Source organism: Paraburkholderia sp. SIMBA_027, from assembly GCF_046535315.1.
GTDB lineage: Bacteria > Pseudomonadota > Gammaproteobacteria > Burkholderiales > Burkholderiaceae > Paraburkholderia > Paraburkholderia tropica.
On the sequence record NZ_JAWRWY010001313.1, the window covers coordinates 1 to 247 of the forward strand.

The window sequence follows — 247 nt, forward strand, 5'->3', positions numbered from 1 at the left end:
GCTGAAGGCCTGCCCAGGGAGGTGAGCGAGGTGCGCACTCCGAGGAGCCGACGCCGGGCGGCTGGAAGGTCGTTAACGCTGATACGCTCACCGGGCCAGCCCAATGCCGAGGCTGCAGCCAGCGCCTTATCGATGCCAATGAGGAAATCGGGTGTGGCACCTTTCACGGCACGGCTGAGGCCCTTGGTTCCCAGCCCGGCGTCGGCAACGATCACGACGGCACCCAACCGCAGGCAGGCGTACAGGG

At 67.2% G+C, this 247-nt stretch carries 1 protein-coding gene; it reads right to left on the bottom strand.

Annotated elements, in window-relative coordinates; all coding sequences use genetic code 11:
• Nucleotides 1-247 (bottom strand): hypothetical protein (locus SB764_RS43415; protein ID WP_410867229.1); only part of this gene is annotated, 247 nt, incomplete at both ends.